This window comes from Microbacterium trichothecenolyticum (assembly GCF_041938625.1).
Taxonomy (GTDB): domain Bacteria; phylum Actinomycetota; class Actinomycetes; order Actinomycetales; family Microbacteriaceae; genus Microbacterium; species Microbacterium trichothecenolyticum_D.
Genome location: NZ_CP169427.1, coordinates 1732886 through 1759616, shown reverse-complemented (window position 1 = coordinate 1759616; position 26731 = coordinate 1732886). Strand labels below are relative to the sequence as shown.

The 26731-nt window shown below is 70.0% G+C and carries 30 protein-coding genes; 10 read left to right on the top strand and 20 right to left on the bottom strand.

Annotation, left to right across the window (positions count from 1 at the left end):
- Window positions 1-75: 75 nt before the first annotated feature.
- The 14 genes from ACEYYH_RS07925 to ACEYYH_RS07860 all read right to left on the bottom strand — a co-directional run bounded on the left by ACEYYH_RS07925 (window position 76) and on the right by ACEYYH_RS07860 (window position 13435).
- Window positions 76-933, bottom strand: coding sequence for a regulatory protein RecX (locus tag ACEYYH_RS07925; protein ID WP_374977668.1), 858 nt, complete (start codon window positions 931-933; stop codon window positions 76-78).
- Window positions 933-1982 (bottom strand): recombinase RecA, encoded by a 1050-nt coding sequence (recA, locus tag ACEYYH_RS07920; protein ID WP_045297268.1) that lies wholly within the window; start codon window positions 1980-1982, stop codon window positions 933-935. Before recA ends, ACEYYH_RS07925 begins: the two co-directional genes overlap by 1 nt.
- Window positions 1983-2239: 257 nt before the next feature.
- Window positions 2240-2464 (bottom strand): DUF3046 domain-containing protein, encoded by a 225-nt coding sequence (locus tag ACEYYH_RS07915; protein ID WP_374977667.1) that lies wholly within the window; start codon window positions 2462-2464, stop codon window positions 2240-2242.
- Between the two features lie 18 nt (window positions 2465-2482).
- Window positions 2483-2791: a helix-turn-helix domain-containing protein gene (locus ACEYYH_RS07910; RefSeq protein WP_018172206.1), complete on the bottom strand. Its 309-nt coding sequence runs from the start codon at window positions 2789-2791 to the stop codon at window positions 2483-2485.
- A gap of 150 nt (window positions 2792-2941) precedes the next feature.
- Complete coding sequence (locus tag ACEYYH_RS07905) at window positions 2942-3433, bottom strand: CinA family protein (protein WP_374977666.1); 492 nt, start codon at window positions 3431-3433, stop codon at window positions 2942-2944.
- The gene (gene pgsA / locus ACEYYH_RS07900) at window positions 3430-4002 is read right to left on the bottom strand and encodes a CDP-diacylglycerol--glycerol-3-phosphate 3-phosphatidyltransferase (protein WP_374977665.1); all 573 of its coding nucleotides are present in this window, start codon (window positions 4000-4002) and stop codon (window positions 3430-3432) included. Before pgsA ends, ACEYYH_RS07905 begins: the two co-directional genes overlap by 4 nt.
- Before the next feature lie 59 nt (window positions 4003-4061).
- The gene (locus ACEYYH_RS07895; RefSeq protein WP_374977664.1) at window positions 4062-6812 is read right to left on the bottom strand and encodes a DNA translocase FtsK 4TM domain-containing protein; all 2751 of its coding nucleotides are present in this window, start codon (window positions 6810-6812) and stop codon (window positions 4062-4064) included.
- A gap of 100 nt (window positions 6813-6912) precedes the next feature.
- A complete protein-coding gene (locus ACEYYH_RS07890; protein ID WP_374977663.1) occupies window positions 6913-7407 on the bottom strand; it encodes a GNAT family N-acetyltransferase in 495 nt (164 codons plus the stop codon).
- A 24-nt stretch (window positions 7408-7431) separates the two neighbouring features.
- A complete protein-coding gene (locus tag ACEYYH_RS07885; RefSeq protein WP_116193830.1) occupies window positions 7432-9108 on the bottom strand; it encodes a ribonuclease J in 1677 nt (558 codons plus the stop codon).
- Between the two features lie 74 nt (window positions 9109-9182).
- On the bottom strand, window positions 9183-10160 hold the full coding sequence (gene dapA, locus ACEYYH_RS07880; protein WP_116193831.1) for a 4-hydroxy-tetrahydrodipicolinate synthase: 978 nt from the start codon (window positions 10158-10160) through the stop codon (window positions 9183-9185).
- A gap of 56 nt (window positions 10161-10216) precedes the next feature.
- Window positions 10217-10981 carry an SDR family NAD(P)-dependent oxidoreductase gene (locus tag ACEYYH_RS07875; RefSeq protein ID WP_374977662.1) on the bottom strand — a complete coding sequence of 255 codons (765 nt, stop codon included), beginning with the start codon at window positions 10979-10981 and terminating at the stop codon, window positions 10217-10219.
- A gap of 21 nt (window positions 10982-11002) precedes the next feature.
- A complete protein-coding gene (locus ACEYYH_RS07870) occupies window positions 11003-11527 on the bottom strand; it encodes a dihydrofolate reductase (protein WP_374977661.1) in 525 nt (174 codons plus the stop codon).
- Entirely contained in the window at window positions 11524-12363 is an 840-nt protein-coding gene (locus tag ACEYYH_RS07865) for a thymidylate synthase (RefSeq protein WP_374978186.1), read from the bottom strand. The genes ACEYYH_RS07870 and ACEYYH_RS07865 overlap by 4 nt, the downstream gene beginning before the upstream one ends.
- 142 nt (window positions 12364-12505) lie before the next feature.
- Window positions 12506-13435, bottom strand: coding sequence for an alpha/beta fold hydrolase (locus ACEYYH_RS07860; RefSeq protein ID WP_374977660.1), 930 nt, complete (start codon window positions 13433-13435; stop codon window positions 12506-12508).
- 117 nt (window positions 13436-13552) lie between these two features.
- Here ACEYYH_RS07860 and ACEYYH_RS07855 point away from each other — a divergent pair, with 117 nt between their 5' ends.
- From ACEYYH_RS07855 to ACEYYH_RS07840, 4 genes are all read left to right on the top strand, one after another.
- A complete protein-coding gene (locus ACEYYH_RS07855; protein ID WP_374977659.1) occupies window positions 13553-13990 on the top strand; it encodes a TlpA family protein disulfide reductase in 438 nt (145 codons plus the stop codon).
- On the top strand, window positions 13983-14525 hold the full coding sequence (locus ACEYYH_RS07850) for a DUF4395 domain-containing protein (protein ID WP_374977658.1): 543 nt from the start codon (window positions 13983-13985) through the stop codon (window positions 14523-14525). Before ACEYYH_RS07855 ends, ACEYYH_RS07850 begins: the two co-directional genes overlap by 8 nt.
- Window positions 14526-14656: 131 nt before the next feature.
- Window positions 14657-15082, top strand: a complete 426-nt coding sequence (locus ACEYYH_RS07845; protein WP_116193836.1) for an OsmC family peroxiredoxin — start codon at window positions 14657-14659, stop codon at window positions 15080-15082.
- Window positions 15075-16004 carry a TIGR01777 family oxidoreductase gene (locus ACEYYH_RS07840; protein WP_374977657.1) on the top strand — a complete coding sequence of 310 codons (930 nt, stop codon included), beginning with the start codon at window positions 15075-15077 and terminating at the stop codon, window positions 16002-16004. Before ACEYYH_RS07845 ends, ACEYYH_RS07840 begins: the two co-directional genes overlap by 8 nt.
- Before the next feature lie 13 nt (window positions 16005-16017).
- Here ACEYYH_RS07840 and ACEYYH_RS07835 read toward each other — a convergent pair whose 3' ends face one another.
- Both ACEYYH_RS07835 and ACEYYH_RS07830 read right to left on the bottom strand, forming a co-directional pair.
- On the bottom strand, window positions 16018-16467 hold the full coding sequence (locus ACEYYH_RS07835) for a hypothetical protein (RefSeq protein WP_374977656.1): 450 nt from the start codon (window positions 16465-16467) through the stop codon (window positions 16018-16020).
- Window positions 16464-17279, bottom strand: coding sequence for a 4-hydroxy-tetrahydrodipicolinate reductase (locus ACEYYH_RS07830; protein ID WP_374977655.1), 816 nt, complete (start codon window positions 17277-17279; stop codon window positions 16464-16466). Before ACEYYH_RS07830 ends, ACEYYH_RS07835 begins: the two co-directional genes overlap by 4 nt.
- A gap of 71 nt (window positions 17280-17350) precedes the next feature.
- On the opposite strand from ACEYYH_RS07830, the gene ACEYYH_RS07825 reads away from it, so the two are divergent.
- Window positions 17351-17824, top strand: coding sequence for a GNAT family N-acetyltransferase (locus tag ACEYYH_RS07825; RefSeq protein WP_374977654.1), 474 nt, complete (start codon window positions 17351-17353; stop codon window positions 17822-17824).
- A 7-nt stretch (window positions 17825-17831) separates the two neighbouring features.
- On the opposite strand, the gene ACEYYH_RS07820 is transcribed toward ACEYYH_RS07825, so the two are convergent.
- From ACEYYH_RS07820 to ACEYYH_RS07810, 3 genes are all read right to left on the bottom strand, one after another.
- The gene (locus tag ACEYYH_RS07820; protein ID WP_374977653.1) at window positions 17832-18434 is read right to left on the bottom strand and encodes a histidine phosphatase family protein; all 603 of its coding nucleotides are present in this window, start codon (window positions 18432-18434) and stop codon (window positions 17832-17834) included.
- A gap of 113 nt (window positions 18435-18547) precedes the next feature.
- The gene (locus ACEYYH_RS07815; RefSeq protein ID WP_374977652.1) at window positions 18548-19597 is read right to left on the bottom strand and encodes an aldo/keto reductase; all 1050 of its coding nucleotides are present in this window, start codon (window positions 19595-19597) and stop codon (window positions 18548-18550) included.
- A 292-nt stretch (window positions 19598-19889) separates the two neighbouring features.
- Window positions 19890-22169, bottom strand: coding sequence for a polyribonucleotide nucleotidyltransferase (locus ACEYYH_RS07810; protein WP_374977651.1), 2280 nt, complete (start codon window positions 22167-22169; stop codon window positions 19890-19892).
- A gap of 361 nt (window positions 22170-22530) precedes the next feature.
- Here ACEYYH_RS07810 and ACEYYH_RS07805 point away from each other — a divergent pair, with 361 nt between their 5' ends.
- The 3 genes from ACEYYH_RS07805 to ACEYYH_RS07795 are packed head-to-tail and all read left to right on the top strand — an operon-like array spanning window position 22531 to window position 23053.
- Window positions 22531-22713 (top strand): DUF5302 domain-containing protein, encoded by a 183-nt coding sequence (locus ACEYYH_RS07805; protein ID WP_116193844.1) that lies wholly within the window; start codon window positions 22531-22533, stop codon window positions 22711-22713.
- 9 nt (window positions 22714-22722) lie between these two features.
- Window positions 22723-22854: a hypothetical protein gene (locus tag ACEYYH_RS07800; RefSeq protein WP_374977650.1), complete on the top strand. Its 132-nt coding sequence runs from the start codon at window positions 22723-22725 to the stop codon at window positions 22852-22854.
- 13 nt (window positions 22855-22867) lie between these two features.
- A complete protein-coding gene (locus ACEYYH_RS07795) occupies window positions 22868-23053 on the top strand; it encodes a hypothetical protein (protein WP_374977649.1) in 186 nt (61 codons plus the stop codon).
- Between the two features lie 46 nt (window positions 23054-23099).
- On the opposite strand, the gene ACEYYH_RS07790 is transcribed toward ACEYYH_RS07795, so the two are convergent.
- Window positions 23100-24551, bottom strand: coding sequence for a cation:dicarboxylate symporter family transporter (locus tag ACEYYH_RS07790; protein ID WP_374977648.1), 1452 nt, complete (start codon window positions 24549-24551; stop codon window positions 23100-23102).
- Window positions 24552-24733: 182 nt separating this feature from the next.
- Here ACEYYH_RS07790 and ACEYYH_RS07785 point away from each other — a divergent pair, with 182 nt between their 5' ends.
- Window positions 24734-25999 (top strand): ATP-binding protein, encoded by a 1266-nt coding sequence (locus tag ACEYYH_RS07785; protein ID WP_374977647.1) that lies wholly within the window; start codon window positions 24734-24736, stop codon window positions 25997-25999.
- Window positions 25996-26688, top strand: coding sequence for a response regulator (locus tag ACEYYH_RS07780; protein ID WP_374977646.1), 693 nt, complete (start codon window positions 25996-25998; stop codon window positions 26686-26688). The genes ACEYYH_RS07785 and ACEYYH_RS07780 overlap by 4 nt, the downstream gene beginning before the upstream one ends.
- Window positions 26689-26731: the final 43 nt, after the last annotated feature.

Below are 26731 nucleotides of genomic sequence, written 5' to 3'. Positions count from 1 at the left end.
CATTCTACGAGCCGTCCGCATGCACGGAGGCTGGTCGTGGATGCCGCGTCCCTGGCGCTCAGCGAGCTCCCGGCGTCAGTCGAATCGCACGCGCCCGGACGGACGGGTCGCTTCGTCCAGCGCCTGCCGTGCGGCGTTGAGCGCCGACGAGCCGCCGTAGCCGCGTCGCGCGAGCTGGCCGGCGAGGCGGCGGAGCGCGACGTCTCGCTCGAGCCCGCGCATGGAACCCGCCTTGGATCGCGCGAACTCGAGCGCGCGCTCGGCGTCGTCGTCGGGCAGCTCCGCGAGTGCCGCGTCGGCGATGTCGCGCGGCACACCCCGCTTCGCCAGGCTCTGCGAGATCGCCTGGCGCCCCTGGCCCTTGCGGTCGACGCCGGCGTGGACGAGCTGTTCCGCGAGCCGGGCGTCGTCGAGGTAGCCGCGCACGAGGAAGGCATCGAGGATCACCTCGACGCCTTCGCCGCCGAGTTCGAACTGGCCGAGATACGTCTTCGCCTCCGAGACGGAGAGCTGACGGGCACGGAGCTTCTTCAGCAGGCCGAGCTCGGCGGCGTCTGCGGAACCCGCGCTCTCCGGTGCACTTCCTCGACTCCCGCCGGAGCGGGCTCTGCCGGCGCGCTCGATGTCGAGGTCGATGGGACGGGCTTCCCGCTCAGGCACTGTGTCGGCGCTGGGGCTCGTCTGTGGGCTCGGTCCGTCGTCCCATTCCGCCCGCCATTCAGCCGCGGACGGCGAAAGCGACGGGCTGGGCGCGGACCAGGAGTCCGTCTTGCCACGGCTCGCAGGAACTCGGCCTTCGAGCTCCTGGCGCACATCGGCCGCGGTCTTCGGGAACACCCGCGCTCCGCGGTCACCGAAGAGCGAGGTCACGGGGGCGAGTCCGTCGTCATTCCGGACGTCGGACTCGCCGCCGCTGTCGACGAAACGGACCATCAGGCCGGGCGGCGCGCCGCCAGCTCGTCCGCGACCTCGCCCGTGGCCTTGGGCACGCCGATGCCGAGCTTCGTCTTGATCTTCGTCTCGATCTCGGCCGCGACGTCCGGGTTCTTGAGGAGGAAGTTGCGGGCGTTCTCCTTGCCCTGCCCGAGCTGCTCGCCTTCGTAGGTGTACCAGGCGCCGGACTTCTTGACGATGGCGTGCTCCACGCCGAAGTCGATGAGGCTGCCCTCGCGCGAGATGCCCACGCCGTAGAGGATGTCGAACTCTGCCTGCTTGAACGGCGGCGCCATCTTGTTCTTGACGACCTTGACGCGCGTGCGGTTACCGACGGCCTCCGCTCCGTCTTTCAGGGTCTCGATACGACGGATGTCGAGACGGACCGAGGCGTAGAACTTGAGCGCCTTACCGCCGGCGGTGGTCTCGGGCGAGCCGAAGAACACGCCGATCTTCTCGCGCAGCTGGTTGATGAAGATCATCGTGGTGTTGGTCTGGTTGAGGCCACCGGTGAGCTTGCGCAGCGCCTGCGACATGAGGCGCGCCTGCAGACCTACGTGGGAGTCGCCCATCTCGCCTTCGATCTCGGCCTTGGGTACGAGGGCGGCGACGGAGTCGATCACGATGAGGTCGATCGCGCCGGAGCGCACGAGCATGTCGGCGATCTCGAGCGCCTGTTCACCCGTGTCGGGCTGCGACACGAGCAGCGCATCGATATCGACGCCGAGCTTCTGCGCGTAGTCGGGGTCGAGCGCGTGCTCCGCATCGATGAACGCCGCGATGCCGCCGGCGCGCTGGGCGTTGGCGATCGCGTGCAGGGTCAGCGTCGTCTTACCCGACGACTCCGGTCCGTAGATCTCGATGATGCGGCCGCGTGGCAGACCGCCGATGCCGAGCGCGACATCCAGGGCGATCGAGCCGGTGGGCACGACCTCGACGGGAGCGCGCTCGTCGCTGCCGAGGCGCATCACCGAGCCCTTCCCGAACTGCCGGTCGATCTGGGCGAGGGCCGATTCCAGGGCCTTCTCGCGGTCAACGGGTGATGGCATGACGTGCTCCTCTATGCTCGCGTTCCGTCGCCTGTAGGCTGTCGCGTTCCACCCCGGTGGGACGGATGCTGCGACAAGGCGTGAGGTGTCGTTCGACGCTGTTCACGTTAGGGAAGGGCTCCGACATCCGTCATCGCTCCTTCCCGGTCCGTGGAAAACACGCTCTCGACACCTGCTGTGCAGGAGCCTACGCGGATCTCGAACACTTCTTCGATGACACGCCGGGCGCGGGCGCACACAAACGCACCGCGAGGAGGTCAGTGGCGGCGCGGCTCGAGTCGGCCTACGCCGTAGCGGCGTTCGGCCGGAACATCGAGCTCCTCGCACAGCGCGAGCCACACCTCGCGGGGGTCGACACCGGCGTCGATCGCCTCGGCGGCCGTGCGACCGCCCACCTTCGACAGGTACAGATCCGTCACGACGGCGTTCGCGCGCACGCCGAACTCGTCGTTCACGGCACGATTGAACTCACTGCGACGCATACAGACAAAGCGACGCGATCAGCGCAGCGACAGCTCGGCGTCGACCGACGCCACGAGGTCGTCGGGGACGACGTCGGGGAAGGTCTGCAGGCCCTCGAGGACCGAGATGCGGTCGCCCACCTCGCGCATGATGATCGAGATGGGAACATCGAGCGCCTCGGCCACCGACGCGAGGATCTCGCTCGAGGCCTCCTTCTGACCGCGCTCCACCTCGCTCAGATAGCCCAGCGCGACGCTCGCGCGGCTGGCCACCTGGCGGAGAGTCCGCCCCTTCTGCTGGCGGAAATCACGAAGCACTTCGCCGATCTCTTGACGTACCAGGATCATCAGGGCCCCTCCTCACTTCTGATTCCACCGTCGTCCGGGTGGCCAACAGTACAGCACCGGATGATGTCAATCTAATCCCGTGGACTGGGCAATGGGTGGGAATCTCCGAATGTAACCGAGACGAAACACCATCTGTTCCCGGACTCGGTGTCACGGATGACGAATGCCTCCCACCACGGTGAGCGCCAGTTCCAGCACGCTCTGCACCGTCCGGGTGCGGATCTCGTCGCGCGTTCCGGTCAGTTCGAGGGACGACGCCGCGATCTCATCGGGGGTCACCACGGCGATGTGGACGGTGCCGACGGGCTTGCCGTCCTGCGGTTCGGGGCCGGCGACTCCGGTCGTCGAGAGGCCCACATCGGCCCTCAGCGCGCGGCGGACGCCCTGTGCCATCTGCACCGCGACGTCGGCGTCGACGGGGCCGCGAGCGGCCAGCAGGTCGGCGTCCACACCCAGCTGGCTCGCCTTGACGTCGGTGGCGTACGCCACGATGCCTCCCCGCACGTGTGCGGACGCCCCCGGCACGTCGACGAGCGTCGCGATGACCCGTCCACCCGTCAGCGACTCGGCAGCGGCGATCGACCAGCCTCGTCCGTCGAGCGCGTGCAGCACCGCAGCGCCGAGGGGCGAGGCATCCGTCACGAGCCGCTCCGCTTCGCGCGCGCGGCGCGCATCTCGGTCACGATGTAGTCGATGCCGCTCGCGATCGTGAGGATCACCGCGATCGTCATGAGCACGCCGTTGACCCAGAAGATCCAGTCCCCGACGACCGTCCACAGCGGCAGAAGGGCGAACGAGAGCGCGAGCCCCTGCGCGAGCGTCTTGAGCTTGCCCATCCAGGCGGCGGCCAGCACGTGGTCGCTCACCACCATGAACCGGTACACGGTGATGCCGATCTCACGGATGAGCACGACGATCGTGATCCACCACGGGAGCTCCCCCAGGACGGACAGCCCGATGAACGCGAAGCCGGTGAGCACCTTGTCGGCGATGGGATCGAGGAGCTTGCCGAGGTCGGTGACGATCTCGTACTTGCGCGCGAGGTAGCCGTCGATCCCGTCGGTGGCGATTGCGACGATGAACAGCACGGCCGCCCACCACCGCAGGGCACCGTCCGCTCCCCCGTCGGCCAGGAGCATCCACAGGAAGACCGGTGCGCACAGGATGCGCACGATCGTGATCGCATTGGGCAGCTGCCGGGGGATCGCCATGGCCCGAGCCTATCGGCGCGTGCCGTCGCGGTGCGGCGGACCGGCGCCGCGCGGCGCGGTCAGTCGCGACCGGTGAGACCCCACGCGTCTTCGGAGCCGTCGTCGTCGCTCTCGACCACGGGGTAGCCGTCGTACTGCGAGGCCACGGCATCCGGTCCGTAGCGATCGTCTGCCGCGGCAGCGGGGGCCGCCGCAGCCGGGGCCGCGGGAGCCTGGTCGGGCACGTCCTCGCCGCGCAGGCGCGCGAGCACCGACGGCAGCTGCTCGACCGTCACCAGCACGTCGCGGGCCTTCGAACCCTCGGACGGGCCGACGATCTCGCGGGACTCGAGGAGGTCCATGAGGCGGCCGGCCTTCGCGAAGCCGACACGCAGCTTGCGCTGGAGCATCGAGGTCGAGCCGAACTGGCTCGACACGACGAGCTCGGCCGCCGCGAGCAGCAGCTCGAGGTCGTCACCGATGTCGGCGTCGATCTCCTTCTTCTCGGCGACCGCGGCCACATCGGCGCGGTACTCGGGCCGTGCCTGGTGCGTGACGTGCTTGACGACCTCTTCGATCTCCTTCTCGCTGACCCATGCGCCCTGCACGCGGAGCGCCTTCGACGCCCCCATGGGCAGGAACAGGCCGTCGCCCTGACCGATGAGACGGTCGGCACCGGGCTGGTCGAGGATGACCCGCGAGTCGGTGACGCTCGTCACCGCGAAGGCGAGGCGCGAGGGCACGTTGGCCTTGATGAGGCCCGTCACGACGTCGACCGAGGGGCGTTGCGTCGCGAGCACGAGGTGGATGCCGGAGGCGCGGGCGAGCTGCGTGATGCGGACGATCGAGTCCTCGACGTCGCGGGGCGCCACCATCATGAGGTCGGCGAGCTCGTCGACGACGACGAGCAGGTACGGATACGGCTTGAGCACCCGCTCGCTGCCCGGAGGGAGCGTGATCTCGCCCGCGACCACGGCCTTGTTGAAGTCGTCGATGTGACGGAAGCCAAACGACGCGAGATCGTCGTAGCGCATGTCCATCTCTTTCACGACCCACTGCAGCGCCTCGGCCGCCTTCTTCGGGTTCGTGATGATGGGCGTGATGAGGTGCGGCACGCCCGCGTAGGACGTGAGCTCCACGCGCTTCGGGTCGATGAGCACCATGCGCACGTCCGCGGGCTTCGCCCGCATCAAGAGGCTTGTGATCATCGAGTTCACGAAGCTGGACTTGCCCGAGCCGGTCGAGCCGGCGACGAGCAGGTGGGGCATCTTCGCGAGGTTCGCCACGACGTAGCCGCCCCCGACGTCCTTGCCGACGCCGATCGTCATGGGGTGCGTCTGGCTGGTCGCGGTCTGCGAGCGCAGCACGTCGCCGAGCGTCACGATCTCGCGGTCGGTGTTGGGGATCTCGACGCCGATGGCGCTCTTGCCCGGGATGGGCGCGAGGATGCGCACCTCGTTCGAGGCCACCGCGTAGGCGATGTTGTTGGTGAGCGCAGTGATGCGCTCGACCTTGACGCCGGGGCCGAGCTCGATCTCGTACTGCGTCACGGTGGGCCCCCGAGAGAAGCCCGTCACGCGCGCGTCGACCGAGAACTGGTCGAGCACGCTCGTGATGGCCCGCACGGTGTCGTCGTTGGCCTGCGAGCGCGCCACATGCGGTGAGCCGGCGGCGAGCGAGTTGACCGAGGGCAGCCGGTACGGCGCGGACGGCGAGTCGACCGTCGCGGCGGAGCCGATGCCGTCGAGTCCGGGAAGCGTCCCGTCGTCTTCGATGACCTCGGCGTCGTCGCGCAGCGACGTGCGCGACGAGGTCGCCGCCTTCGCCGCCGACAGCACCGCGGGGTCGATGACCTCGGTGAGCGCGTCCGCCGGCGGTGCCGGCGCCGGCGCGACGGGGGCGATGGCCTGCTCGAAGCCGCCCTGCGATGAGCCCGCCGGCAGCAGCTCGGTGAGATCCTGCGAGCCCAGTCCGCCTTCGGGGTCCTTCTCGCGCCCCGTCTTGTTGCGGCGCCAGAACGGCAGCGAGGAGTCGCCCTCGTCGTCCGCGGCGGCCGGGGCCGCAGCATCCGTCGTCGCCTTCTCTTCCCGCGGCTCGGCGCCGAACATCCAGGCGTACAGCTCGCCCAGGCGGCGGCCGATGCGGTTCGGCGGCGTCTTCGTGATGATCAGGATGCTGAGCACCGCCAGCAGCGACAGCACGATGTAGGCGCCGACATCGGTGAGAACGAGCGCAAGCGGCTCGCCGAGCATCCAGCCGAAGAGGCCGCCCGCCTCGCTCAGCGCGGGGAGCCCCTCGTTCGGCTGCGGACGCCCGCCGGCCACGTGGCAGAAGCCGGCGATCGTGAGGACGAACAGCCCGAAGCCGATGCCGACGCGGCCGTTGTCGTGCACGGACGACGGGTGGCGGAACATCCAGCCCGCGAGCATGAGCAGGAGGACCGGGAGCACGAACGCCTCGCGGCCGATGAGGCCCCCGACGGTGTACGCGCTGATGGTCTTGGCGACCTCGTTGCCGATGAAGAACCACTCGTTCACGGCGCCCGCGATCGCGAGCAGCACGAGAAGGAGCGGGAAGCCGTCGCGCCGCTGGTCCTTCTCGAGCGCCTCGGGACCGAACGCGCGGAAGAGACCGCCGGTGGCGTGCGCGAGGCCCATCCAGGCCCGCACGATGATCGGCGGACGGTCTGGTTCGTTCACGTAGTGCTTGGGTGCGGGTGCCGGCTTGGCCGCCGCGGGCTTGCGCGCCGACGAGGACGCGCTCGAACGCGCGTTCGCCGACGCGCTCGAAGACGCACGCGACCCCTTGGTCGGGCTTGTGCTCCTGGCCATTCCCCCACGGTAGGCCGACACCCGGACATTTGCCCGCAACCACGCCGCCGAGAGGCCGCAGGCCGGGCGCGTCGCGGAGCGCACCGGAAGGACGGATGCCTCAGCGCAGGCGCTTGACCATCGTGTCGCGGCCCGATCCGCTCTGCGTGACGGCGAAGCCCTCGCTGCGGTACAGCGTCGAGGCGAAGTTCCCCCGTTCGACGCTGAGGCTGATCCGCGCGAAACCCTGCGCGCCCGCGTGCTCGCACAGCCGCTGCAGCAGCGCGCGGCCGACGCCGTGGGCACGCCAGATCGGGCGGACGCCGATGATGAGCTCGGGGACCCCGGTGCCGACGTATCCGAAGCCCGGGTCGTCGCGCGGCAGCATCCGGTACCAGGCGGCGCCCACCGGCTCGCCGTTGGCGTCCTCGGCGACGAAGCCGGCGTCGCCCGGCCGCATCCAGCCGGCCACGTAGCGCCGGTGATCGACGCCGCCGATCACCTCGTGACGGGGCATGGCGCCGCCCTGACGCCAGTTCGCCGCCTCGACGACCATGTCGCCGAGGAACGCGCCGTCGGCCGACACGGCGGGGCGGATGCGGAACGAGGAGGCCACGACGCCGATCGTACGGCTCGCGTGTTACGCCTCGATGACGAGCGGCACGATCATCGGCCGGCGGCGCAGCGACTGGTTGACCCACCGGCCGATCGTGCGGCGCACCACCTGCGACAGCGCATGCTGGTCGCGGACGCCGGACTTCGCGGCCTCGGCGAGCGCCGCGGCGATCTTCGGCTTGACATCCTCGAAGACGGCGTCGTCCTCGGCGAAGCCGCGCGCGTGGATCTCCGGACCCGAGATGACCTTGCCCGTCGTCGCGTCGACCACCACGATCACCGAGATGAAGCCCTCTTCGCCGAGGATCCGGCGGTCTTTGAGGTCGGCATCCGTGATCTCTCCGACGGTCGACCCGTCGACGTAGACGAAGCCGAGGTCGAGCTGGCCGACCACTCGCGCGTCGCCGTCCTTCAGGTCGACGACGGTGCCGTTCTCGCCGATGATCGTCCGCTCGGGGTCGATGCCGGTGTCCTGGGCGAGGCGGGCGTTCGCCATCAGGTGACGGTACTCGCCGTGCACCGGCAGCACGTTCTTCGGCTTCAGGATGTTGTAGCAGTAGAGCAGCTCGCCGGCCGCGGCGTGGCCCGACACGTGCACCTTGGCGTTGCCCTTGTGCACGACGTTCGCGCCCAGCTTCGTCAGCCCGTCGATCACGCGGTAGACCGCGTTCTCGTTGCCCGGGATGAGGCTCGATGCGAGGATCACCGTGTCACCCGGACCCGGCTCGATCGCGTGGTCGAGGTTGGCCATGCGGCTGAGGACGGCCATCGGCTCGCCCTGCGAGCCCGTCGACATGTAGACGATCTGGTCGTCGGGCAGGTCGCGCGCCTTCTTGTAGTCGATCAGTACGCCCTCGGGCACGTGGAGATAGCCGAGGTCCTCGGCGATCGTCATGTTGCGCAGCATGCTGCGGCCGAGCAGGGCCACGCGGCGCCCGTGGGCGGCGGCCGCGTCCAGCACCTGCTGAACGCGGTGGACGTGGCTCGAGAAGCTCGCGACGATGACGCGCCGCGGCGCCTTGCCAATGACCTGGTCGAGCACCGGGCCGATCGATCGCTCGAGCGGCGTGAAGCCCGGCACGTCGGCGTTGGTGGAGTCGACGAGGAAGAGGTCGACGCCCTCCTCCCCCAGCCGCGAGAACGCGCGGAGGTCGGTCAGCCGGCCGTCGAGCGGCAGCTGGTCCATCTTGAAGTCGCCGGTGGCGAGCACGAGCCCCGCCGGGGTGCGGATCGCGACGGCGAGGGCGTCGGGGATGGAGTGGTTCACCGCGACGAACTCGAGCTCGAACGGCCCGAGGTTCTCGCGCTGGCCCTCCGCGACCGTGAGGCTGTAGGGCCTGATGCGATGCTCCTTGAGCTTCGCCTCGGTGAGCGCGAGCGTGAGCCCGGAGCCGATGATCGGGATGTCGCTCTTGAGCTTCAGCAGGTACGGCACCGCGCCGATGTGGTCCTCGTGGCCGTGCGTGAGCACGACGCCGACGATGTCGTCGAGCCGCTTCTTGAGCGGCTCGAAGTCGGGGAGGATCAGGTCGACACCGGGCTGGTGCTCCTCGGGGAACAGGACGCCGCAGTCGACGACGAGCAGCTTCCCGCCGTACTCGAACACCGTCATGTTGCGGCCGACCTCGCCGAGGCCGCCGAGCGGGACGATCCGGAGGGTTCCTGCCGGAAGCTCCGGCGGGTCGTACGGGGTGGTGGGCATTGCGAAGCCTCCTCCGGGCGCGGGAACGCCCGTCATCTGCGCGCCGTCGACAGTTCGGCGACGGCGCGATTTCGTCATCTCGTGGTGCCCGAGACCTTCGGCAGCGCGCCGCCGGCGGCGGCGTTGCGGTCGGGGCGGAAGTTCGAGAAGTCGGCACCGGGAACGGCGCTCACGAGCGCGAGCTCGTCCTCGATCTTGGCGGCCTCCCACTCCTCCGGTCCGACCAGCGGCAGCCGCACGCGCGGGCTGCCGATGCGGCCCAGGCCGTGGAGGATGTACTTCGCCGACACGGTGCCGGGCACGTGCGTCATCACGGCGCGCACGAGCGGCTCGAGCTGCTGGTGCGCGGCGGTCGCGGTCTTCAGGTCGCCGGCGTTCACGGCGTCGACGATCACGCGGTACGGCTGGGCCGCGATGTTCGCGGTGACCCCGATCAGGCCGGTGGCCCCGATCGCGAGGTGCGGCAGCACGTTGGCGTCGTCGCCCGAGAAGTACATCAGGTCGGTCTGGTTGAGCACCCGGCTCACCTCGCTGAAGTCGCCCTTGGCGTCCTTGATGGCGAGGATGTTGGGGTGCTTGGCGAGGCGCAGGATCGTCTCGTAGCGGATCGGCACGCCGGTGCGGCCGGGGATGTCGTACAGGATCACCGGCAGATCGGTCGCGTCGGCGACCAGGCGGAAATGCGTGAGGATGCCGGCCTGCGTGGGCTTGTTGTAGTACGGCGTGACGATCATGATGCCGTCGGCGCCGACCTTCTCGCTGGCCTTGTAGAGCTCGATCGCGTGGGCGGTCTCATTCGACCCGCCACCCGTGATGATCTTGGCGCGGCCGGCGGCGACATCCTTCCCGACCTCGACGAGGCGGATCTTCTCCGCATCGGTGAGGGTCGACGTCTCACCGGTGGTGCCGGTGACGACGATGCCGTCGGCGCCTGCTGTGATGACGTCGTCGATGTGCTTCTCGACAGCGGGCCAGTCGACTTCGCCGTCGGCCGTCATGGGGGTGACGAGCGCGACGAGCACCTGTCCGAATGGATTGCCCGTATGCGTCATGCACTCAGGTTATCGGGATGCCGCGCCCCGGCGCGCCCGGTGAACCCCGGCGCCGCTCAGCGACCGCGCTCGCCGAGGCGGGCGGCGACCGACGGCGGGGCGAAGCGGGCGAGCGCGACGAGCAGCTTGTACCGCAGCGACGGGATCGACACCGGCACGCCCCGGGCGGCATCCCGCAGCGACTCGGCCACGACGTCGCGCGCGTCGAGCCACATCCCCTCGGGCACGCCCTCCTTCCCTGGCGGCAGCCCGAGGCGCTCGTGGAAGTTCGTGTGCGTGTACCCCGGGCACACCGCGGTCACCGTCACTCCGCGCGGGCCGTAACGGCCTTTGGCCCACCGGCTGAAGCTCACGAGCCATCCCTTGCAGGCGCCGTAGGTCGAGCGCGGGATGAACGCCGCCACCGACGCGACGTTGATGATGCGCCCGTGCCCGCGAGCCAGCATCGCGCCGAGCGCGGCGTGCGTGAGGCGCATCGGCACCTCGACGTGCAGTTCGAGGTGACGGACCTCGTCCTCGATGTCGTTGCGCTCGAACGCCAGCGGCAGCCCGAACCCGGCGTTGTTCACGAGGATCTCGATCGGCCGGGCCTCGTCGGCCACGCGCGTCTCGACACGCTCGCGCTGGCGGCGCTTCAGCAGGTCGGCGGCGAGCACCTCGACCTCGACGCCGTACGTCGAACGCAGCCGCACCGCGAGCTCCTCGAGCGCCTGCCGGTCGCGGGCGACGAGCACGAGGTGCGCACCCTTCGCCGCGAGCTGGCGTGCGTATTCCGCTCCGAGACCCGAACTCGCACCGGTGATGAGCGCCGTCTTCGCCATGGGCGCCAGCCTATTGCCGCGTCAGTCCGTGCCGCGCTCGGGCGGCCGGACCAGTCTCAGGAAGCGATAACGGATGCCGCCCCCCGACGTGTGCCAGCCGTCTTCCGGGTCCGTCGCGACCGTGACCCAGCCGTCGCGGTCGGGCGCCAGGGTGTCGCCCTCGACACGGACGTCGAGCTCGGTGACCTCGAGGAGATCGGCGAGGCCGATGGCCTCGCCGAAGAGCTGGCCGCCGCCGATGACCCAGATGCGGTCGGGCTCACCGTCGTCGGCCAGTGCCAGCGCAGCCTCGAGCGAGGCGGAGCGCTCGGCGCCGGCATCCGTCCAGTCCTCCTGGCGCGTGACCACGATGTTGCGCCGCCCCGGCAGCGGGCGGAAGCGCGGCGGGAAGGACTCCCACGTGCGACGACCCATCACCACCGGTGTGCCGAGCGTGAGCGCCTTGAAGTGGGCGAGGTCTTCCGGAACGTGCCACGGCATGCCGCCGTCGGCACCGATCACGCCGTCATGGGCCTCCGCCCAGATCAGGCCGATCGGGGCTGTCATACCGCGACCGCCCCGCGGATGGCGGGGTGGTGCTGGTAGTCCTCGACCACGAAGTCGTCGTAGCGGTAGTCGAAGATCGAGTCGGGCGTCCGGGCGATGCGGAGAGTCGGATACGGGTACGGCTCGCGGCGGAGCTGCTCGCGCACCTGCTCGAGGTGGTTGTCGTAGATGTGGCAGTCGCCGCCCGTCCACACGAAGTCGCCCGGCTCGAGCCCGGCCTGCTGCGCCACCATGAGCGTGAGCAGCGCGTACGACGCGATGTTGAAGGGCACGCCGAGGAAGAGGTCGGCGCTGCGCTGGTACAGCTGGCACGAGAGCTTGCCGTCGGCGACGTAGAACTGGAACATCGCGTGGCACGGCGCGAGGGCCATGTCGGGGATGTCGGCGGGGTTCCACGCCGAGACGATCAGGCGGCGGGAGTCGGGGTTCGCCCGGATCTGGTCGAGCACCAGCGCGATCTGATCGATGTGCTCGCCCGACGGTGTCGGCCACGACCGCCACTGCACGCCGTAGACCGGCCCCAACTCGCCCGAGGCATCCGCCCATTCGTCCCAGATCGTGACGCCGTTCTCCTGCAGCCACGCGACGTTCGACTCGCCGCGCAGGAACCACAGCAGCTCGTACGCGATCGACTTGAAGTGCACCCGCTTGGTCGTGATGAGTGGGAAGCCCTGCGACAGGTCGAACCGGATCTGTCGGCCGAACGCACTCGTCGTGCCGGTGCCGGTGCGGTCGTCCTTATGGGTGCCGTGCTCGAGCACATCGCGCAGAAGATCTTCGTACGGGGTCGGGATCGGCGTCGTCACGGCTGCCACGATACCCGCGGCTGGCGGCATCTCGGCCCTGCCCGCGCCGCCGCCGACTGCAGGCACCCCTCGGAGATGCCTATTCCACGGCTGCGCGCTGCTGCCAGCGAATACGATCTGTCCCTACTGCGTTGCCCGCGACGCTCTCGGGGTTGTCCGTCCGCCCGAGGCTCTATCGGGCAGTCGTCTCAGCAGCGTGCCGTCGAAGGAACTCGATGATGGCACGGCCAGCCAGGCCAGGTTCCTGCTCCAGGGGGTAGTGACCGGACTGATCCAGAACCAGCGCTGTGACATCGGGCGCAACCGGTCGCAACCCCTCGGCGACGGCGGACCCCATGGCGTAACGGCCACCGATGGCGAGCACAGGCGTGTGCACACGAACCTCGTGGAGCCGTTTCACATCGACAATGTCATCGACTCGGGTGCGGTAGTAACCGAGCCCGGATTCGAGGACACCCGGCGTCGTGTACGCGTCAATGTAGGCGCGCAGAGCCATCGGTTCGAGCCCTCCCGGTCCCGCGCTTTCCTCGAGGAAGGTGCCGTAGTACGCGGCCTCGCGTCCCGGAACCAGCTGCTCAGCGAGACCGTGCACACGGTTGAACGGCCCGTGCCAGGTCGGATAGCGCTCGCTCCCTGGTGCGGGGATCTCCACGTCCACGCCGGGGAGAATCTCTTCCTCAACCACAAGCGCAACGACTGCACGGGGCATGACGGCAGCCACATGGACCGCGACCGTTCCACCCCAATCATGACCTACGAGAGCAAAGCGCGTGAGTTCCCGCTCGACGAGACGGTCGCGCACCCATCCGGCGAGCTCGCTCTTTCGGAAGCGGTCGAATTCCCCGGCGGCCTCGCCGAGGCCGGGCATCGTCATGGGGTGCGGAGCGAACCCCGCGCGTTGCAGGAGCGGAACGATATGCCGCCAGTGCTCCTGCGTAACCGGCCAACCGTGAAGAAGTACGACCGGCAACCGATTCGCAGAAGCGCTCACCACGCGATCATCCCAACCACTTCCGACACCGGCGACAGCACAACAACCTCCATCGAGCGCCGAAATGTCCGGATGGACACGCCGTGGACCAATCAGCTGCGAGATCGACATCTCCAACTGATCCCTGCACAGACATCCTCACGCCGTCGCCCGCCTTCTGTTACATCCGTCGCGTCATATTCACCGATTCGGCCTCCATTCAGGTGAAAGGGATTAGCCTGATCTGCTGTGAACCTCGTCGGCGCCCTCATCGCCCTCGCCGCGCTCCTCGCGGCGACGGTGGCACTCGGTGTCTTCCTGAACTGGCGTCAGTCCCACGCCCGCCGCAACGTCGCGCACGAGGTCGTCGAGCCTCACCGTCTCGGCGCCGACGGACTCGGCGAAGTCGCCACACTCCTGCAGTTCAGCACGGAGCTCTGTGCGCGGTGTCCCGGCGTGCACCGCACGCTCGCGGCGATCGCCGACGACCACGAGGGCGTGCGCCACCTCGACGTCGACCTCACCCACCGTCCCGACATCGCCAAGCACTTCCACGTGCTCCAGACGCCCACCACGCTCGTGCTCGACCGCAACGGCGTCGTGCAGACGCGTTTCGGCGGCGCTCCGGGTCGCGACGTGCTCGAGCTGGAACTCAACCGGCTGATCGCGGAGGACGCCAGTGTCTGAGCGAACGGATGCTACGGCCCCGCGCGGCATCGATCCCCGGGGTCCGCGCTTCGCGGCGGGGATCACCGCCGTCCTTCTGCTCATCGCGGTGTTCCTCGGCCTTACGGGGCTGTCGACTGCGCAGACGGCCGAGGGCTGGGAGATCTCGTCGGCCAGCGTCGCCGAGCGTTTCCTCGATCCCGCGTTCCTGCTGCTGCTCGTGACCACGCTCCTGTTCGTGTGGGGTGTGCTCTCACCGCGGACGGCGCCGTGGGGCGTCCTGTTCCGCAGACTCGTTGCTCCGCGTCTGTCGCCGCCGACCGAGCTTGAGGACCCGCGCCCGCCGCGGTTCGCGCAGGGTGTCGGGCTGTTCGTCACAGCCCTCGGCCTGGTGCTGCAGCTGTTCGGCGTGCCGTGGGCGCTCACCGTCGCCGCGGCGGCCGCGTTCATCGCGGCATTCCTCAACGCCGTCTTCGGGCTCTGTCTCGGCTGCCAGCTGTACCTCCTGCTGCAGCGCGCGGGAATCGTCGGCCGCGCTCGCCCGGCCTCGGCCTGACGCGACGCAGGCGCCGGCGGATGCCGAGGGGCGCAGCATCCGGTGTCAACCCATCGCGGTCCGGCAGCTCGACGCCCTAGGCTGACGCGAGACGCCCGGCACGCGGGCGACCCGCCAGCGAGGAGGCCCACATGACCGTCACGAGCGAAGCAACCACGGTATGGAAGGGCGGGCTGTTCGACGGCTCCGGCGAGACCACCTTCGTGTCGTCGGGCATGGGAACCTTCCCCGTCAACTGGAAAGCCCGCAGCGAGGGCTCCACGTCGGTCACGACGCCGGAGGAGCTCATCGCCGCCGCGCACGCATCGTGCTTCAGCATGGCCTTCTCGCTCGCTCTGGCCGAGAACGGCACTCCCCCGGAGTCGATCGACACGACCGCGTCCGTCACCTTCAAGCCGGGCACGGGCATCACCGGCAGCCACCTGAACGTCAACGCCGTCGTTCCGGGACTCGAGCCCGAGGACTTCGAGCGACTCGCCCAGAGCGCGAAGGCCGGCTGCCCCGTCTCGCAGGCCCTGGCGGGCATCGAGATCACGATCGAGGCCACGCTTGCCTGAAGGCCCTCCGGGCGGCGACGACGGTCGGCGGATCGTCGTCGCCGGGGCGTCCGGCCCCATCGGCCGGGCGCTCGTCGACAGCCTCCGCGACGACGGCGTCGAAGTGACGACCCTCGTCCGTCGCCCCGCAGAGGCCCCGCACGAGGTCGAATGGCTCACGACCCCCGAGCCGCTGGACCCGGCGGTGCTCGAGGGCGCCCGTGCGGTGGTCGGGATGAACGGTGCCAGCATCGGGCGGTTCCCCTGGACGTCGTCGTACAAGGGCACGCTGCTGTGGTCGCGCATCTCGCCGACGCGCGCGCTCGCCCGCGCCGTGCGCGAACTGGGGACGGACGCCCCCCACTTCGTGTCGGCGTCGGCCGTGGGGTACTACGGCTCGCACCCCGGCGCCCGGCTGACGGAGGACGCGCCGCGCGGCGACACGTTCCTCGCGGACCTCTGCGGAGAGTGGGAGGCTGCGGCTTTCGGAGCGGGGACGGATGCTGCGGTCTCGGTGCTGCGCACGGCACCGGTCGTGCACACCGACGGCGTGCTGAAGCCGTTGATGCTCCTCACGAAGGCCGGTCTCTCCGGACCGATCGGCCGCGGGACGCAGGCGTGGCCGTGGATCTCGCTCGACGACGAGGTGCGGGCGATCCGCCACGTCATCGACGCGCGACTCACCGGTCCGGTCAACCTCTCTGGCCCCACCCGGGCAACGGCGAACGATCTCGGGTTCGCCCTCGCCGTGCGCATGAACCGGCCGTTCCTGCTGCGCGCGCCGGTGTGGGGCATGAAGCTCGTGCTCGGTGCGGACGCCACCGAGGCGATCCTCACCGCCGACGCCCACGTCGTACCCGAGGCTCTGGAGAAGTCGGGTTTCGTGTTCTCGAGCGCGACGGTCGAGGACGCGGTCGCCGCGGCCGTGCCCGCGGCATCCTGATGTCGCGCGGGGCTCAGGCGCGGCGGTCGGTCTTCTCGAGTCGGATGGCGGCTCGCACCGCTTCGCGCGCGCGACGGCGGTCGCCGGCCGCGTCGTAGGCGAGCCCGAGCCGGTACCACGCGCGCCAGTCGTCGGGATGCGCCTCGACGTCGGCGCGGTATGCAGGGAAGACGGCGTCCCCGTCCTCGCGCATCACGCGGCCGCTGGGACGCACCGCGACCTCCTCCTGCGGAAGCGCGCCCTCGGCCTCGAGCCGCCTGCCCAGCTGCTGTGCGCGCACCCCGAACCACACCTCCCGCCCGAGCGCCCACGCGGCGATGAGCGGAAGCACGACGAGGGCAGCGCCCATCGCGATGCCGACGGGGTCGCCGCTCATGAGCAGCAGCCACGCGCGCTGCCCGACGAGCACGATGTACAGCGCGAGCAGCGCCGCCATGACGGCGACGCCGATGCGAGCGCTCATGCGCCGGTCGCGCGCGCGACCTGGCCGGGCACTCCGCCCTCGTCGACCGGTCGCCCGTCGGGCTGAGCCCTCCGGCGCCCGATGCCGATGTCGATCAGGCTGTCGAGGCCGACGGTGACACCCGAGGCGTCGCGTGCGGCGGCGAGGGCGAGCCGGATGCCGGGACCGTACGCCTGCGCGGGCTCGACGGTGTCGTGCACGATCGTGAGCGACTCCCCTGCCCCCGAGAGGATCGTCTCCTGACGGGCGACGACGCCCGGGCGGCGGAGCGAGTGGATCGGCACGCTCGCGACCTGCTGGCCGCGGGCGCGCTGATCGACGTGGGGCGACTCGACCGGGCCGACGCCGTCGCGCGCGGCGGCGATGAGCTCGGCCGTGCGCACCGCCGTGCCGCTCGGCGAGTCGATCTTGGTCTCGCGGTGCGCTTCGACGATCTCGATCGACGGGAAGAAGGGCGCCGCGGCCGCGGCGAGGGCCGAACCCAGCACCGAGCCGAGGGAGAAGTTGGGGATGAAGACGGCACCCGTGCCGGCGGCCTCGACGAGCGGGCGGACGAGCGCGATGCGCTCGGCGGACCACCCCGAGGTGCCGACGAGCACGTTGATGCCGCGCTCGATGGCGGCGCGGACGACGTCGATCGAGACCGCGGGCGTCGACGCATCGACCACCAGGTCTGCACCCTCGAGCTCCGACAGCTCCGAGCGGGACGAGAGGACCGCGGAGACCTCGAAACCCGGTTCGGCCTCGACCACGTCGCGGATGATTGCGCCGAGCTTTCCGGTGCCGCCGACGATGGCCACGCGTGTCGTCATGCCTCCATCCTAGGCGGCGGCCCGGCGCGGGTCCGGGCCGGGCCGCTGTGGCGGGCGCCTACGCTGGAGGCGTGGTGACTCTCCGACCCTCCCCCGTCGACGTGCCCGACGCCCACGACCTGCTCGCCGAGTACTTCCGGACCCGCACCGAGGGATTTGCCGACCAGGGCGTCGCGTATCGCACGACCTTCCCCGACCCGGCGGCGTTCGTTCCGCCCGCCGGCGTCTTCGTCGTGCTCGACGACGACGACGGCGTCGCCCAGGGCTGCGGAGGCATCCGTCTCATCCCCGAGGGGCCGCTCGGCCAGCGGTACGAGCTGAAGCACCTGTACCTGCGGCCGGTCACGCGCGGGCGAGGGTGGGGACGACTTCTCGTCGAGGACCTCGTGGAGCGCGCCCGCGCGTTCGGCGCCGCCGAGCTCGTGCTCGACACGCACCACTCGCTCGAAGCGGCCGGGGCGCTCTACGCGCGCACCGGGTTCGTCGCGATCGAGCCCTACAACGAGAACCCGAACGCGTCACGGTGGTACGGGAAGCCGTTCTGAGCGCCGATCAGACCGGGTAGACCTCGGGGAGACCGGTCCGGAGCTCTACGGGCAGGTGCGCGAGGTCGTTGTGCGACAGCAGCGTCCACGGGCGGCCCTGCTTCTGCGCGATGACCGTCAGTCCGCAGTGCGCCTGGTTGAGCGTCATCCAGCGCCAGTCGGGCGCCTGCAGCACCTCGCGCACGAACCACGCGATCACGAAGTTGTGCGTGATCAGGAGTTCGTGCACCTCGCCGCGCTTGCGCGCCAGGAACTCGCTCGTCGCATCCGACATCTGCGCGCGGCCGGCTTCGACCTCGGCCTCGGTGACCGAGCCGAAGAACGGCTCGAACGCGGCGGGCGTCTCGTCGGTCATGCCCGTCGGCACGCAGTCGAACAGCAGCGCGGACGGCTCCGGCGTGAGCGACGGCATCCGCTCGGCGACCGCGCGAGCGGTCTGGCTGGCGCGCTCGAGCGGCGAGTGCCACAGCGCGTCGAACGGCACACCCGAGAGCCGGTCCGCGAGCAGCGCGGCCTGCCGTCGGCCGCGCGGCGACAGGGGCCCGTCGACGAGTCCGTGCTCGGCGTCCTGATGTTCGCCGTGCCGCACGAGGTAGATGTAGTGCGTCACGCAGCTCACTCCGTCGGGGATCGCGTGCCTGGGAAAGGCACTTCCTCCACCCTACGACACGACGGGGATGGGGCCCCGGACCCTGTGGACGCGCGCGCCGGGCGGGCCGGAGACTACTCCGAGGCCCGGCCGATGTCGGACAGCTGGCCCCGGCTGAGGCGAACCCCGACACCCTGCACGAGCTCCTCGACGTGCTGCGGCGCGTAGGCGTTGACGATCGGCGCGGTGACAAGCTTCTGGGAGAGCAGCCACGCGACGGCGACCGCGGCGTCGGGCACCCCGAGCTCGGCGCCGACGGCGTCGAGCGCGCGCAGCGTGCGGCTCCCCCGGCGGTTGAGGTTGGCCGCGAGCTGTGCGCCGCGCACCGAGAGGGCCCCGCGGATCTTCGAGCGCTGCCGGCCGGCGAGGAATCCGTGCTCCAGCGCGTGGGACGGCGTCACCGCCATGCCCTGCGCCCCCGCGACGAGGCGGAGATCGGCGTCGAACTCGTGACGGCGCAGCACGTTGAACGGAACGTCGAGCACCGTGATGCGAGGGTAGCCCGCCGACGCGAAGATGCGCGCCTCGACGAGCTGCGCGGCGCTGTAGCCGATGGCGCCGAGCGCGCGCACCTTGCCGGTCTCGACGAGCCACTCGGCCGTTGCCAGCGTGTCTTCGAGCGACGAGGCGCGATCGGTCGTCGCGTCGAGGTAGAGGACGTCGATGCGGTCGGTGCGCAGCCGGTTCAGCGATGCCTCGACGGCACGCACGAGGTTGACCGGCCCGAGGCCCGGGTTGTCGGCGTGGCCGCCGACGCGGACCGCAAGGACGATATCGTCGCGGAGACCGCGAGACTGAAGCCACTGGCCGATGATGTGCTCGCTGCGACCGCTCGAGTAGCTGTCGGCGGTGTGCACCGCGTTGCCGCCCAGTTCGGCATACGTGTCGAGGATCGCGTGACTCGACTCCAGGTCGACGTTCCACCCGAACTCGGCGGCGCCGAGGGCCAGCGGGAAGATGTGCGAGCCGCTCTCGCCGAGAGCGACGCGCACGTTGCTGCCGATGGAAGGGCCCTGCACCGGGATCGGGGCGGAGGGATGCGGGCCCCGCGCGGCGCCCAGCGATGCGGACGCGGCATCCGGACTCGACGACGGAAGCGTCGAGTCAACGCCGAAGTAAGCCATGTGCCACCCCCTCACGAAATCCCCTGGGGAATGTCGTGATCACTGTGCGCGCCCCCCGGCGCTTACTCACAGGGTAGGCCAGTCCGGACAGAGAGCCGTTCACTCAGGCGAACTTCGGACAAACATTACATAACGCTTTGGTCACGGAGCGCTGATCCCCAGGGCATCTGTCCCCTTTTCGGCGGGCAGCGTGCCCGCACCGCCTACCGGACGACCTACGACGGATGCCCGCCCCCTCGCGGGGACGGGCATCCGTGATCCATCGACCGGGTTCACCGGACGGCGAGGCGCGTCAGCCTTCGGCGGGACCCTCCGGACCCTCGCTGGCCGCGGCGCGACCCTCCTGGTCGGCGGCCTCCTCCAGCACCGGCTCGAGCGACAGCTTGCCGCGGTCGTCGATCTTGGTGATCTTGACGAGCAGCTTCTGACCGACCGAGAGCACGTCCTCGACGTTCTCCACGCGCTTGCCGCCGGCGAGCTTGCGGACCTCGCTGACGTGCAGCAGGCCGTCCTTGCCGGGCAGGAGCGAGATGAACGCGCCGAACGTCGCGATCTTGACGACGGTTCCGAGGAACTGCTCGCCGACCTCCGGGTTGGTGGGGTTGGCGATCGCGTTGACCTGGGCACGGGCCGCCTCGGCCGAAGGGCCGTCGGTCGCGCCGATGTAGACGGTGCCGTCCTCCTCGATGGAGATCTGCGCGCCGGTCTCGTCCTGGATCGCGTTGATCGTCTTGCCCTTCGGGCCGATCAGCTCGCCGATCTTGTCGACCGGGATCTGCACGCTGATCACGCGCGGAGCGGTCGGCGCCATCTCGTCGGGGCCGTCGATCGCCGCGTTGAGCACGTTGAGGATCGTGAGGCGCGCGTCCTTGGCCTGGGTCAGCGCGGCGGCGAGGACCGACGACGGGATGCCGTCGAGCTTCGTGTCGAGCTGGATCGCGGTCACGAACTCGCTCGTGCCGGCGACCTTGAAGTCCATGTCGCCGAGGGCGTCCTCGGCGCCGAGGATGTCGGTCAGCGCGGCGTAGCGCGTCTGACCGTCGACCTCGTCCGACACGAGACCCATCGCGATACCGGCGACGGCCGCGCGCAGCGGCACACCCGCGTTCAGCAGCGACAGCGTCGAGGCGCAGACCGAGCCCATCGACGTCGAGCCGTTGGAGCCGAGCGCCTCGGACACCTGACGGATCGCGTAGGGGAACTCCTCGCGGCTGGGCAGCACCGGCACGAGCGCGCGCTCGGCCAGGAAACCGTGCCCGATCTCGCGACGCTTCGGGCTGCCGACACGGCCGGTCTCACCGGTCGAGTACGGCGGGAAGTTGTAGTGGTGCATGTAGCGCTTGCTCGTGACGGGCGACAGCGAGTCGATCTGCTGCTCCATCTTGAGCATGTTCAGCGTGGTGACGCCCAGGATCTGCGTCTCGCCGCGCTGGAAGATCGCCGAGCCGTGGACGCGCGGGATGACCTGCACCTCGGCGTCGAGCGGCCGGATGTCGGCGAGGCCGCGACCGTCGATGCGCACACCCTCGGAGAGGATGCGGCCGCGCACGATCTTCTTCGTGACCGACTTGTAGGCGGCGCTGAACTCGAGCGTCGCGGCAGCGGGGAGTTCGCCGGCCTCGACGGCGGCGAGCAGCTCAGCCTTGACGGCGTCCTTGATCGCGTCGTCGGCGCTCTGGCGCTCCTGCTTGTCGGCGATCTGGTACACCGGCACGAGCTGGTCGTACGCGCGGCCGGCGACGAAGTCGTAGGTCTCCTGCGCGTAGGGCGGGAACACCGGGTACGGCTGGATCTCCTTCGCGGCGGTGTTCGCCACGACGTTCTGCGCCGCAACGAGCTCCTTGATGAACGGCTTCGAGGCCTCCAGGCCCGCGGCGACGATCTCTTCGCTGGGCTTGGTGGCGCCGGCCTTGATGAGGTTCCAGCTGTGCTCGGTGGCCTCGGCCTCGACCATCATGATCGCGACGTCGCCGTCGGGCAGCACGCGACCGGCGACGATGAGGTCGAACACGGCCTCCTCGAGCTGCGTCACGGTCGGGAACGCGATCCACTGGTCGGCGTGCTCGCCGTGGCCGGGGATGAGCGCGAGGCGCACACCGGCGATCGGGCCGGAGAACGGCAGACCCGAGATCTGGGTCGACAGCGACGCCGCGTTGATCGCGAGCGCGTCGTAGAACTCGCCCGGCGCGATCGAGAGCACCGTGACGACGATCTGCACCTCGTTGCGGAGGCCGTCGACGAACGACGGGCGCAGCGGGCGGTCGATGAGGCGGCAGACGAGGATCGCCTCGGTCGAGGGGCGGCCCTCGCGACGGAAGAACGAACCGGGGATCTTGCCCGCCGCGTACGAACGCTCTTCGACGTCGACGGTCAGCGGGAAGAAGTCGAAGCCCTCGCGGGGCGACTTGCCGGCGCTGGTCGCCGACAGGAGCATCGTCTCCTCGTCGAGGTACGCGGCGACGGCACCCTGTGCCTGCTGCGCGAGTCGTCCGGTCTCGAACCGGACGGTACGGGTGCCGAAGCGGCCGTTGTCGAGAACGGCTTCAGCGGCGGTGATTTCAGGACCTTCCAAGAGGTCTCCCTTTCCGTCTTTGGACCTCTCCCCTGCCCGGGGAGGGCCTGTTTAGGCTCGCACGCGCGTTTCGCGCACGAGCTTGTGCGAAGGAGCAGGAACGGGCAGATCTCGGCGCGCGGGGGTGCCGCGGGGTTCGCCAGCGCTGGTCACCAGTAGAAGATCACCCGACGTCAGCCGGCGGGGAATCCACCACAGGGGACCAGCTTCCTGCCGGCCTGCTCCACAGTGCCCATATGAAGCACAGTGCTCACATGTGGAATTGGGCGGTTGCCACACGGCAACCTTCCCAAGCCTATCAGCAGGGTTCCCGACTGCCCCCACCCTGGCGAGCGTCGGGTGCCACGCCTAGGGTGGGGGCATGAGCACCGACGAGAAGCCGGCGTCTGCGGCATCCGATGAGATGAAGCGCAAGTTCAAGGAAGCACTCGACAAGAAGAACGCGAACCACCGTCAGGGCGAAGCCCACATGGATGGCGACTCGGCCATCCACGGCACGCACGGAGCGGTCACGAAGCGCGAGTTCCGTCGCAAGAGCGGATAGGAGCAGGTCATGGTCTTCGACCCGACGTTCCACGAGATCTCTCACGAGGCCGATCAGCTGCCCGACCTCGACGGTCAGGATGACGCCCCTCCCCTGGAGGACGTCGAGGAAGACGAGCTCCCGCCGTACGGCGAGGAATGATCGCGAGGCGGCCATGAGCGACTTCCGTGAGCGAATCCCCGACGACGAACGGGACGTGCCGGTCGACGACAGCGTGGAGTTCGAACTGCCGCCGCCGACCATCGACCCGCTCGAGTCGGTCGAGGAGGACGTCGACGACCTCGAGCTGGAGGAGCGCGAGGCGGCGATCGAAGCGGGCGAGATCAGCCCGGACGACTGAAACGGGCGGGCGCGGGTCTCCCCCGGCGCCCGCCCGTCCCTGTCCGTCAGCGGGAGAGCTGTTCCTCGCGCTCGCGCGCGCGGCGCTCCTTGGCCTCCGCCTCGGTGATCGCGGCCTCTTCGAGACCCTGCACGCCGACCGCGTCCGCCGCGGGCGACATCCCGTCGTGGCCGTCGCCCGACAGCGTCGTCTCGTCGAACGGCAGCTCGCCGGCCAGCACGCGGCGCGCGCGGGCGGCGTCGAACTCCTTCGTCCACGTGCCGATCAGCACCGTCGCGACGGCGTTGCCGGTGAAGTTCGTGAGCGCACGGCCCTCCGACATGAACCGGTCGATGCCGACGATGACCCCGACGCCGTTGACGAGGTCGGGCCGGTACGCCTGCAGACCGCCGGCCAGGGTGGCCAGGCCCGCTCCGGTGACGCCGGCGGCACCCTTCGACGCGATGATCATGAAGACGAGCAGGCCGATCTGCTGGCCGATCGACATCGGGGCGCCCATGCCGCTCGCGATGAACAGCGACGCCATCGTCAGGTAGATCGCCGTGCCGTCGAGGTTGAACGAGTAGCCCGTCGGGACGGTGATGCCCACCACCGGCTTCGACACCCCGAGGTGCTCCATCTTCGCGATGAGGCGCGGCAGCGCCGACTCGGAGGACGACGTGCCGACGATGAGCAGGTACTCGCGCGCGAGGTACTTGATGAGGCTGAAGATGTTCACGCGGGTGACGACGTACAGGAGAGTGCCGAGGACACCCACGATGAACAGCACGCACGTGATGTAGAACGCGATCATCAGTGTGCCGAGGGCCCAGATCGCGGCGATGCCGGTGTTGCCGACGACCGCGGCGATGGCGCCGAACGCGCCGACCGGCGCGAGCCAGAGGATCATGCCCAGAATGCGGAACACCAGCGCCTGGAGGTGCTTCACGGCGTTCATGATCGGCGCGCCCTTGTCGCCCATCTGCTGCAGCGCGAAACCGACGAGCAGGGCGATGAAGAGCACCTGCAGCACGCTCTCACCGGTGAAGGCCGAGAAGAACGTGGTCGGGATGATGCCCAGGATGAACTCCTGCGTCGTCTTCGCCTCGGCGGTCGCCTCGTACGTGGCGTTCGCCATGTTGAGGCCTTCGCCCGGGTGCAGCAGGTTGCCGACGACGAGGCCGATGGCGAGCGCGAACGTCGACATCACCATGAAGTACAGCAGAGCGAGGCCGCCGATCTTGCCGACCGTCGCCGCCTTCGCGATCGAGCCGACGCCCACCACGATCGTGCAGAAGATGATCGGCGCGATCATCATCTTGATGAGCGCGACGAATCCCTCGCCGAGCGGCTTGAGCGCCACGCCGACATCGGGCCAGACGAGGCCCACGATCGCGCCGAGGACCACGGCGGCGATGACCGAGAGATAGAGCCAGGTGTGCTTGTCCCACGCCTGCTTGCCGCGTCTCCAGTTGAATCCGGGGAGCGTGAAGGACGTGGTGCGGGTCGAGAGAGCCATCATTGCCTCCTGCGGGATGAACGGCGGTGTTTCCGCTGTGCCGCTCGAGAGTGCGGCGTGACCACAGCGTGCGCGCCTCGCCGTCGCGCCGCGATTTGCGGTCGTATTGGTCGCGGCTCGGGGCTCCCTCTTCCCGCCCCTCACCGGCGAGGATGGAGGCGACGGCATCGACGAGGAGAGCCATGTCAGCGACGACGAAGCAGGGCAGCGCGGCGTCGCGCGTGTTCGTCGTCGTCGCCGTCTCGGCCGCCGTGATCGTCGCCGCCCTCGCCGCCGTGCTGGTGCTGGACGCGGAGCGCTCGGAGCGGAGCGAGGCGGAGGAGGTGACGCGCGCCGTCGCGACGTCGCTCGCGTCGCTGCCCGAGGTCGCGGACGCCCTGTCCGCGCCGGCCCCCTCGGACACCCTGCAGCCGCTCGCCGCGGACGTGATGGCGCGGACGGGGCTCGACTTCATCACGATCATGACCCCTGACGGCATCCGGGTCAGCCACCGCGACCCCGCCGAGATCGGCCGGCACTACCTCGGCACGATCCCGGCCGCACCGAGCGTGGTCACCGAGGAGTTCACCGGAACCCTCGGCCCGTCGGTGCGGACGATCGTGCCGGTGACCGCCGACGGCGACCTCGTCGGATGGGTCTCGGTCGGCGTCACGATCGGCAGCATCTGGTCGAAGATCATCCCGCGACTGCCCTTCGTCGTGTCCATCGCGCTCGCGCTCCTCGCGGCGGGTCTGGTCGGCGCGTGGCTCGCGCGCCGCACCACGCGGCGCGTCGCGGGCGACCTGCCCGCCGGGACGATCCGCGACGCTGTCGCGTCGTACGAGTCGGTGCGCACACTCGGCGAGGCGCTGCGCGCGCAGACCCACGAGCACGGCAACCGCATGCACACCGCGGTGTCGCTGCTCGAGCTCGGCCGCACCGGCGAGGCGATCGAGATCCTGACCGAGACGTCTCGGCAGTCCCAGGACCTCGTCGATCAGGTCGCCGCGCGGCGCGGCGGCGACCCCACGGTGGGTGCGCTGCTGCTCGGCAAGGCGGCGCAGGCGCGCGAACGGGGCATCGACTGGTCGGCCGAGATCGACCCGGAGGCGCCGCGCAGCGCACTGACGCCCGTCGACGCGGTCTCGGTCGTCGGCAATCTGATCGACAACGCGATGGATGCTGCGGCTGCCGCCGATGCGCCGCGCTGGGTGCGCGTCGTGTTCGGGAAGACCGCTTCCTCCCCCGCGGCGCTGCGGATGGAGGTGTCGGACAGCGGCACCGGAGTGCCGGAGGCGCTGCGCGAGCGCATCTACGAACACGGGTTCACCACCAAGCCCGGCGGTGCCGAGGGCCGTGGGGTCGGCCTCGCACTCGTCCGCTCCATCGTGGCGAGCGCGGGCGGCGAGATCGAGCTGCGGGAGGACCCGACGGTGTTCGTGGTGACGCTGCCGGCGAGGACGACATGATCCGTGTGCTGCTCGTCGACGACGATGCGCTCACCCTCGAGCTGCATCGCGACTACCTCGCGCGACTGGACGATTTCGAGCCCGTCGGCGAGTGCACAGGAGCACGGGCGGCGATCGACGCCGTGCTGGACCGCGGCGACGAGATCGACCTCGTGCTGCTGGACGTCACGATGCCCGACGGCACCGGCCTCGACGTGCTGCGGCATGTGCGGGCGCGTGGAGCAGCCGTCGATGTCATCGCGATCACCGGGGTCCGCGACGCGGACGTCGTGCGGCAGATGGTCTCGCTCGGCGTCGCGCAGTACCTCGTGAAGCCGTTCACGTTCGCGATGTTCCGCGAACGCCTGGAGCAGTACCGCGAGTTCCGGCGGCGTGCGGCTCAGGCCGCCGGGGCGCCGACGCAGGCCGAGATCGACGCGCTCCTCGGGGCTCTCCGCCCGGCCACACCGGTGGCGCTGCCGAAGGGACTCTCGGCCGACACGCTCGTTCGCATCAGCGACGAAGTGCGTGAACGCGGCCCGGTCTCGGCCGCGGAGGCGGCGGAGCGACTGGGCATGTCGCGCGTGGCCGCGCGCCGCTACCTCGAGCATCTCGTGACCGCGGGACGCGCGCGACGCGCCGCCCGTTACGGCACGCGCGGCCGCCCCGAGTCCGAATACGCGTGGGCGCAGCATCCGTCCGTTCCGTAGGCGAACAGACATCGAACATCGGCCCCTCACGCGATCTGAGGGA